The following is a 7,694-nucleotide window of genomic DNA, read 5'->3' on the forward strand; positions in this document are numbered from 1 at the left end:
CATGGCGTAAAGACGTCGGCGGCGAGCCTGACGGGCATCTGGCAAGGCATCTACAGCTACAACGACGGGCGCGAAGACGCGCCGTTCGTGGCCACTCTGCTGGACCTGGGCGGCGCCATCAGCGGCACGACCCATGAGCCGTGTCCCACCGGCGCCTCTTCCAGCGGACTGGCCTTCGCCGAGGTCTCCGGCCGGCGCGAAGGCTCGGCGGTGATCTTCTCCAAGACCTACGACGGGACCAGCGGCCTTGACCACACCGTCCTCTACGAGGGGACCTTGAGCTCCGACGGCGTCGAGGTCGAGGGGACCTGGACCATCCCGGGCGGCGCGGTCGGCCGGTTCATGATGATCCGCGGCGGCGGCCGCAAGGAGAGCGCGGCTCTCGAGATGGCCGCGGCGGCCTAGAGCGTGGGAGGCGGAGGGTGAGAGCGGCTCCGCCGCCCGAACGCGCTCTACACCTTTGACTTAGAGCCTGTTTGATCGGTTCAGCGGTACGGCTTAACCGAACAGGCTCTAGCGCTTCGGCATCGCCTGCCAGAGCCTGGCGGCGGTCCGTTCGATATCGGACCTGGGATCGGCCAGGTTCAGGCGCGCCTTGAACGACAGCCCGATCTCCGCATCCCGGCACCAGGCGATGTCGGCCTCGAAGGCCGCGCCGGTCTTGGCGATCAACAGGTAGATCGGCCGCGACAGCAGCTGCGCCGACTTCAGCTTCACCCGCGCGCCCGTCGCCGACACGTCGCGGATGGTGCACGGCTCGGCCTGCGTCGAGCGGCCGTGCAGCAGCAGGCCGGCCACCGAGACGTCCCGCCGCGGCGCGCGGCGGTGTTCGGCGGAGCCCGCTTTGGCGGCTGTCTCTAGGGTGGGCGCACGGGGCGTCGACATCTTGCCCGGAGCATGCGCGCGGGAGGGCTAAGTCAGGGTTAAGAGAACGGCGATATACCTACGGTAAGCTTCGTCAGGCGACGGTTTGTGGCTGAAGCTCACCTTCTGAGCGTGTCCGAGAGCCGCAGCCGGGCCCCAGAGCCTCGGACATAGTGCAAATGGGTCATGTGGGAGCCCCCCAGCGCAGGGCAGCGAACGGGGTCGCTGCATTCCTGGGGGATAGACCACATGCGTTTCCTGATTTCCGCCGTCGCGGGCCTCTTGGCCGCGGCGGCGCTGTTCGCGCTTCCGGCGGCCGCACAGACGGCCGGCACCGTAGTGCAGCCGGACGGCACCACGATCCAGACCACCATCAACGGTCTCAACGACATCCGCATCGTTCTGACCGGCGGCCCGCAGTTCACGAACAACCCGGCGACGGTGCAGTTCACCAGCGTCAGCCCGGCCGCCTCGGGCATCACGTACGTCGGCACGATCACGCAAGGCGGACAGACGCACCCGTTCACCTGCGTCCTCGACACCGCGACCCAGCAGGTCACCGGCTCGGGGGCCTGCGCCCAGGCCTTCGGCCAGCCGGGGGCGAGCACGCCGGGGACGGTGGTCAATCCGCCGACGACGCCGACGACGCCGACCACGCCCACTGTCACCACCACGCCGGAGGGCACGACCGTCACGGGAACCGGCGGCGATGGGACGGTCGTGACCGTCACCTTCGGGGAGCAGGCCATCCTCGGCCTCGCCGAAGCCGACCAGCTGACCGGCGCCCTGACCGCCGACCGCATGACGGTCTCGGGCATGCAGAGCTTCGTGAACGCCCGAGCCCAGGGCATCTGGCTCGCCAACCTCGCCTCCATCCGGGCGGCCTCTGGCCTGACCGACGCCGGCTATCGAGGCCGCTCGGCCGGCCAAGGCGGCGGCGGCGGGATCTGGTTCAACGCCACCGGCGCCTGGCTGGAGGACGAGCGGACCGGGGTGGCCAAGGACGGCCAGACCGGCGCCTTCGCCTTCGGGGCCGATCATGTAGGCGATGCCCTGATCCTTGGCGGCTTCCTCGGCTATGCGGCCACCGACCTCGAGGGCCCGGGCGTCCACTATGAGGCGAACGGCTGGTCGGGCGGGGCCTACCTCAGCTGGTCGCCGGCCGCGACGGTGCAGCTCACCGGGCTTGTGGGCTACGGCCAGCACGATATTGAGCACGATCGCGCCTTCGCCGGCCTTCGGTCGGTGGGCGAGACGGAGCGCGACCAGCTGTACGGGGCCTTCACCCTGCAGACCCAGTGGGCGCTCGGCGAGCGCTGGGTCCTGGTCCCGAGCCTCGGGATCAGCGCCTCGGCTTCCGACACCGACGGCTACCGTGACGGCGCCGGGCGGCTGATCCCGGGCGTCGAGACCGACCTCACCACCGCCTCGGTGGGCGCCGCCGCCTACTGGCGCGGCGAGCGGGTGCTGCCGTTCGTGGCGGTGACCCTCAATGAGGAACTCGACGGCCCGGCCAGCCAGGACTCAAGCTACGCCCTCGTCGGAGCGGGCTTCGAAGCCGCCGTGGCCGATCGGCTGTCGGTGGCGCTGAGCGTGCAGACGCTCATCGGCAAGTCGGGCGAGCGGGAGACCAGCGTCGGCCTCACCCTGCGCCGCGGCTTCTAGCGGTGCGGGCCGCCATCCTCGCTCTGGCGCTGACCGGCCTGGCCGGCGGCGCCTCGGCGGGGGAGGGGGACTGGTCCCCCTTCGTATTGGACGCCGGGGGGCGGAAGCTCGCCGCGGCCATTGCGGTCGGGAAGGCGGCGGTGCTGACTGTGGTCATCGAAGGGGACGGTGCGGCCCACGACGGCCGGGGCCGCCCGCGCGCCGATCCGACGCCGAGCCGGCCGACGGGGCTCGCCGTGGCCAGGGCCTGGCCTGCCCCCACGGCTTGGCTCGGGCGGCTCTGCCAGCAGGTGCGGGCCCTGGACCCGCGCTGCGGCCAGGCCGACTGGACCGGCGCCCGCTACTCCGAGGAGGCTGTGCGCGCGGCCGATGCGGCGATCGACGCCCTCAAGGCGCGCGCTGGAGCTGGCCGGGTGGTGCTCGTCGGCTGGTCCGGCGGTGGAGTGATCGCGGCCCTGCTGGCCGGGCGCCGGAGCGATGTCGCCGGCCTCGTAACCATCGCAGCGCCGCTGGACCTGGCCGCCTGGACCCGGGAGCAGGACCTCTCCCCATTGACCGGTTCGCTCGATCCGCGCGACCTGTCGCCGCTCCAGGTTCCTCAGGCCCACCTGTTCGGCGCCTTCGATCCAGTGGTTCCGGCACGCGAGGGCGCTGTGGCGGCTCGCCGGCTGGGCGGGGCGGGCGCGGTCGTCGAGGTTTGGCCGGAACGGCACGCCTGCTGCTGGTCGCGGCAGGCGCCCCGGATCGCGCGCCTCTTGGCCTCAGCCGACGATCCAGGCGCCGCCGAGGCTGCTGAGCTGGGTGTTGGCGAGGATCATCTGGCCGCCGCCCCCCAGGTCGACGATCACGTCGGCGCCCTCCTGCCGGACGGCGTAGGTCGTGCCCGGAGCGAGGCGGATGCTGTCGCCCTCGGCGCGGTTGAAGTCGGCGACTCGGTCGGTCCCTGAGCCGGAGGCGGCCCAGAAGATGTCCGCCCCGGCCCCGCCGGTGAGCAGGTCGTTTCCGAGGTCGCCGCTCAGGTAGTCGTCTCCGGCGTCGCCGAACAGCAGGTCGTCCGACTGGCCGCCCAGGATGGTGTCGCGGCCATCGCCGCCATGGGCGGTGTCGGCGGCGAGGTTGGCCACGATGTAGTCGTCGCCGGTCTCGCCCAGCAGCAGGTCGCTGTCCTGGCCGCCCACCACCCAGTCGTCGCCCAGGCCGCCGTAGATGGTGTCCGCGCCCATGTTGCCGTGGGTGTTGTCGAAGCCGTCGCCGCCGTAGATCACGTCGTCGCCCGCCTCGCCGCGCAGGAAGTCGTCGCCGTCGCCGCCGCGGATCTCGTCGGGCCCTCCGCCGGCCAGAATGCGGTCGGCGCCCGCGCCGCCGCCGAGCACGTTGGCGCCCTCGTCGCCGATCAGGGTGTCGGCGCCCTCGGTGGTGACGCCGCCGGATTGGGTGGGCGGCGCGCCCGGCAGGGCGGGCGTGGTCGCGGCGCCCTGGAAGCCCAGATAGCTGACGTTGGTGCTGCCGGAAGTCTCCGCCAGCGGCGTCGTGCCGATGCCGGTGATCGCGCCCGAGCCGGTGTTGTCGTAGGCGGCGTTGCCCCAGCTGTCGTCGGCCTGCTGGGTCACCGCGGTCGGCTGACCGTAGATGTTGTTGCCGGTGACGGTGTTGGCCCACGACGCCCAGTGCTTGCCGGTGCCCGGATCGTCGTGCGCCTTGATCCGCACGCCGTAGCCGCCGTTGTCGTGGATGTTGTTACCGATGATCAGGTTGTCCTGCGCACCCTCGATCAGGATGCCGCCGGAGGTGTTGGCGTAGATCTCGACCCCGAAGACGGTGACCTTTTCGGAGAACTTGATGCCGATGCCGTTGCGGCCGTTGGCGTAGCTCGCGCCCCCCTCGATGCGGATGTCGTAGATGAACGGCCGATCGTCGGAGCCCTTCTGGACGGCGATGCCGGTGGCGGCGTTGTGGTGCGCCAGGTTGTTCTTCAGCAGCACGTCGTGGCTGGACGTGACGATGTTGAAGCCGTAGCGGCCGTTGTTGTAGGCGACGTTGTTCTCGAGGATCGTGTCGAAGCAGAAGTCGATGGTGAAGCCGTCGCCCAGGTTGTCGTGGGCGACGCTGTCGCGGATGGTCAGGAATCTCGTCTGCTCGTGCGGGTCGAAGCCGTAGCGCGAGACGTTCATGATCTCCACGCGCTCGATCAGGATGTTCTCGTCGTACAGGGTCGACCCTGGGGTGACCCCACAGAAGAAGCCGTCGATCTCCCCGCTGTTGTTCTGGTGGTTGCCGTCGAGGGTGAGGTCGCGGATCACGACGTTCTTGGTCACCTCGCCCGAGGGCGTGCGCACGATGCCGCTGATCTTGGAGACCTCCCCGTCCATCACCTTGATGTTCGACTGGCCCATGCCGTCCCCGACCAGCGACACGCCTGAGCGGATCTGCAGCGCCCCGTCCGAGGCGTCGCCGCTGATCGAGTGTACGATATAGGTCCCCCTGGGGATGTAGACCGTCCCTCCGCCCGCGGCGTAGGCGGCGTCCAGCGCCTTCTGGATCGCCGCCGTGTCCAGCGTCGAGCCGTCGCCCTTCGCGCCGAAATCGCGCACGTTGAAGATGAGGTCAGCCATACGGGTGCTCCCGGCCAGACAAGGCGCCCCCGGTCCGGCCCAGCACGCCCCCACAGCCTGTGCCGTTCAACAATGGCTGATTTGGTTACGAAATCCCTGCGAAGCCTTGACCGTAGGCGCGGCGCAACACGGCGCGGTGGTCCTTCATTCCTATCCCGCTTGCGGGAAAGGAGAGGCTTCAGCCCTCGGAGCGCGCCGGCTTCGGCGTGCGGGCCAGACGGCCGATGCCGAACACCACGGTGGTGGCGATGGCGGTCAGGGTGATGAAGTCGAAGGTCGGGCCCGCCATGCCCTGCTCGCGGGCGACCCAGAGGGCGAACAGCACCGCCACGAGGTGGACGGCGTTGGCGACGTGGGCTTCGGCGGCGGAGCGCCAGTCGCCGAAAAGGATGCGGGCGAGATCGATGCGTTGCATGCCCGACGGGTAGGCGAGCCGGAGAGTCCCGTCAGCGCGGCAAGGCGCCGCGCGGCGTGTCCGGACAAGATTTCCGCTCTCCCGGACGCGTCGTTCCTGGCCTCGAGCCGCCGACTCCCTTGTGCTCGGGGCGCCGGAAGCGCGAGGTTGAGGTGGATGCGCGAGAAGAAGTCGGAGAACCTGGAGGTGCGGCTGCCGCACGCGCTGAAGCAGGCCTTCATGGCCCGCTGCCGCGCGGAAGGGCGTTCCGCTAGCGAAGTGGTCCGGCAGATGATCGAGGCCCACCTGGCGCGGCCGGCCAGTCCCCTCAGACCGGAGCTAGCCTTCATGACCCGTCCCCAGATCGCCATACCCGCCGCCTTGGCCGCCAGCGCCGGCGCAGCGCTCCTGTTCACCGCCACCGCCAGCACCGCCGGGCCGGATCTGCGCAAGGCGTTCGAGGCTCTGGACCGCAACGGGGACGGCGCCGTCATCCTGCAGGAGTTCCAGGCCGCCCAGGGCGGCGACGTGGTCGTCTTCCGCAAGGGCGAGGCGCCGCCGCCCGCCGGCGCCCCCAAGGTGATGCTGCCCCTCACCCGCGCGGCCGAACTCGACCGCCTGGCCGGAGGCAAGGCCTCGCCGGAGGCGGCGCGGCAGGTCTACGCCACTCTCGACGCAGACGGCGGCGGCTCCGTCGATTTCGGCGAGTTCGAGCGGCATCACCGGAAGATCCGGGCCGAGGGGTTCACCGGCCTCGACGCCGATCGGGACGGGCGGGTCACGGGCGATGAGTTCTGGCGCCCGACCGCTGCGCTCGCGGCTTCGCCGGCCCTGAAGGACGGCCTGCGCCAGAGCTTCGTCCGGCTGGACGCCGACGAGGACGGGGCGATCAGCCGCGAGGAGTTCGAGGCCTTCTGAGCGGCCTCAGCCCGCGAACAGCTTGTTGAGGCTGATCGAGGGGCCGGGCAGGCCGAACGCGCCGAAGGTTCCCTGGCCCTTGATCTCCTCGGCGGCCTCGACGAACGCGGCCCAGGCTCTACGGGCCAGGGCGCCGCCGGTGCTGACCCGGCGCACGCCGAGATCCGCCAGTTCGGCGACGCTCATCCCTGGCCAAGCCATCAGCACGTTCACCGGCTTCGGCGCCACCGCCCTGACCAGGGTCGAAATCTCCTCGCGGGTGCGAACGCCGGGCACGTAGATGCAGTCCGCGCCGGCCTCGGCGAACATCACCGCCCGGTCGATCGCCTGGTTGAGGTCAAGGAGGCCGTGGAGCAGCCCCTCGGTGCGGGCGACGAGGATCACGTTCTCGGCCGCCAGCGCATCGCGCGCGGCGCGGATGCGGGCCGTGGCCAGCGCCGGCTCGTAGAGGGCCGGCGCAGCCTCGCTGGTCAGGTCCTCGACCGAGAGGCCGCTGACGCCGGCCTGCGCCGCCCGGCGTACGTTCGCCGCCACCGCCTCGGGCTCGCGGGCGAAGCCGTTCTCGAAGTCGGCGTTCAGCGGGATGTCGACGGCGGCCGAGAGCTCGGCGAGGTGCGCTAGCAGGTCGTCCAGCTCGACCCGGTTGTCGGCCCGGCCCCAAGACCAGGCGTAGCCGGCGCTGGTCGAGGCGATGGCTGCAAAGCCCAGGTGCTGCAGCACCTGGGCGCCGCCCGCGTCCCAGGGATTAGGCAGCACGAAGCACCCCTCGTCGTGCAGGCGCCGGAATCCGGCGCGTTTCTCGGCGACATCGGCCATGGGAGGTCCTTCCAGGTTTGATAGCCAAGCTGGCGCCGCGCGGCTTGCCCGGCAAGCGGGCCTGAGGCAGCTTGCCGGCCCCTGGCGAGGGGCGCGGGGCGAGAGGACGGGAATGCAGGCGTTGAGGCTGGCCGCTGTCTTGGCGGCGGGACTTGGGCTTGTCGCTTGCGGGGGCGAGCCGGCGCCGCCGCAACAGCGCGGCGAGGCCGGGCCCTCGGTGGCCGAGCGAGTCTCGGTGCTGAGCGGCGACACCTTCATCGTCGACGGACGCGGCGTGCGGCTGGCGAACGCCTTTGCGCCAGAACCCATTCCGCGCGCCCGCTGCTGGGCCGAGGCGTTGGCCGCAAAGCAGACGGCGCGGGTCGTCCAGCAGATGATGCGGGAAGCGACGACGATCGAGGTGAAGCCGACCGGACCGCGGGACG

7 protein-coding genes and 1 pseudogene are annotated in these 7,694 nt (G+C 71.1%); 4 read left to right on the forward strand and 4 right to left on the reverse strand.

Annotation, left to right across the window (positions count from 1 at the left end; translation table 11 throughout):
* Positions 1-405, forward strand: a 405-nt coding sequence (locus tag VHK87_RS18465) for a hypothetical protein (RefSeq protein WP_329636361.1), incomplete at its 5' end; no start/stop codon positions are given.
* A 108-nt stretch (positions 406-513) separates the two neighbouring features.
* On the opposite strand, the gene VHK87_RS18470 is transcribed toward VHK87_RS18465, so the two are convergent.
* Positions 514-885: a PilZ domain-containing protein gene (locus VHK87_RS18470; RefSeq protein ID WP_329636362.1), complete on the reverse strand. Its 372-nt coding sequence runs from the start codon at positions 883-885 to the stop codon at positions 514-516.
* A 228-nt stretch (positions 886-1,113) separates the two neighbouring features.
* Here VHK87_RS18470 and VHK87_RS18475 point away from each other — a divergent pair, with 228 nt between their 5' ends.
* The gene (locus tag VHK87_RS18475; protein ID WP_329636363.1) at positions 1,114-2,529 is read left to right on the forward strand and encodes an autotransporter outer membrane beta-barrel domain-containing protein; all 1,416 of its coding nucleotides are present in this window, start codon (positions 1,114-1,116) and stop codon (positions 2,527-2,529) included.
* Positions 2,530-3,290: 761 nt separating this feature from the next.
* On the opposite strand, the gene VHK87_RS18480 is transcribed toward VHK87_RS18475, so the two are convergent.
* Together VHK87_RS18480 and VHK87_RS18485 are read right to left on the reverse strand one after the other, a co-directional pair.
* Positions 3,291-5,141 (reverse strand): glycosyl hydrolase family 28-related protein, encoded by a 1,851-nt coding sequence (locus VHK87_RS18480; RefSeq protein ID WP_329636364.1) that lies wholly within the window; start codon positions 5,139-5,141, stop codon positions 3,291-3,293.
* A 178-nt stretch (positions 5,142-5,319) separates the two neighbouring features.
* The gene (locus VHK87_RS18485; protein ID WP_329636365.1) at positions 5,320-5,556 is read right to left on the reverse strand and encodes a hypothetical protein; all 237 of its coding nucleotides are present in this window, start codon (positions 5,554-5,556) and stop codon (positions 5,320-5,322) included.
* Between the two features lie 156 nt (positions 5,557-5,712).
* Between VHK87_RS18485 and VHK87_RS18490 the strand changes: the two genes are divergently transcribed.
* Positions 5,713-6,453, forward strand: a complete 741-nt coding sequence (locus VHK87_RS18490) for a ribbon-helix-helix protein, CopG family (RefSeq protein WP_329636366.1) — start codon at positions 5,713-5,715, stop codon at positions 6,451-6,453.
* Between the two features lie 6 nt (positions 6,454-6,459).
* Here VHK87_RS18490 and VHK87_RS18495 read toward each other — a convergent pair whose 3' ends face one another.
* Positions 6,460-7,269 carry an isocitrate lyase/phosphoenolpyruvate mutase family protein gene (locus VHK87_RS18495; protein WP_329636367.1) on the reverse strand — a complete coding sequence of 270 codons (810 nt, stop codon included), beginning with the start codon at positions 7,267-7,269 and terminating at the stop codon, positions 6,460-6,462.
* Positions 7,270-7,486: 217 nt separating this feature from the next.
* Between VHK87_RS18495 and VHK87_RS18500 the strand changes: the two are divergent.
* Positions 7,487-7,694: pseudogene (locus VHK87_RS18500) on the forward strand (nuclease); the annotation flags it as partial.

It is taken from the genome of Phenylobacterium sp. (assembly GCF_036263695.1).
Classification (GTDB): domain Bacteria; phylum Pseudomonadota; class Alphaproteobacteria; order Caulobacterales; family Caulobacteraceae; genus Phenylobacterium.

Coding starts and splice junctions, on each gene's coding strand:
- VHK87_RS18470 (WP_329636362.1), bottom strand. CDS start 885: ATGTCGACGCCCCGTGCGCCCACCCTAGAGACAGCCGCCAAAGCGGGC.
- VHK87_RS18475 (WP_329636363.1), top strand. CDS start 1,114: ATGCGTTTCCTGATTTCCGCCGTCGCGGGCCTCTTGGCCGCGGCGGCG.
- VHK87_RS18480 (WP_329636364.1), bottom strand. CDS start 5,141: ATGGCTGACCTCATCTTCAACGTGCGCGATTTCGGCGCGAAGGGCGAC.
- VHK87_RS18485 (WP_329636365.1), bottom strand. CDS start 5,556: ATGCAACGCATCGATCTCGCCCGCATCCTTTTCGGCGACTGGCGCTCC.
- VHK87_RS18490 (WP_329636366.1), top strand. CDS start 5,713: ATGCGCGAGAAGAAGTCGGAGAACCTGGAGGTGCGGCTGCCGCACGCG.
- VHK87_RS18495 (WP_329636367.1), bottom strand. CDS start 7,269: ATGGCCGATGTCGCCGAGAAACGCGCCGGATTCCGGCGCCTGCACGAC.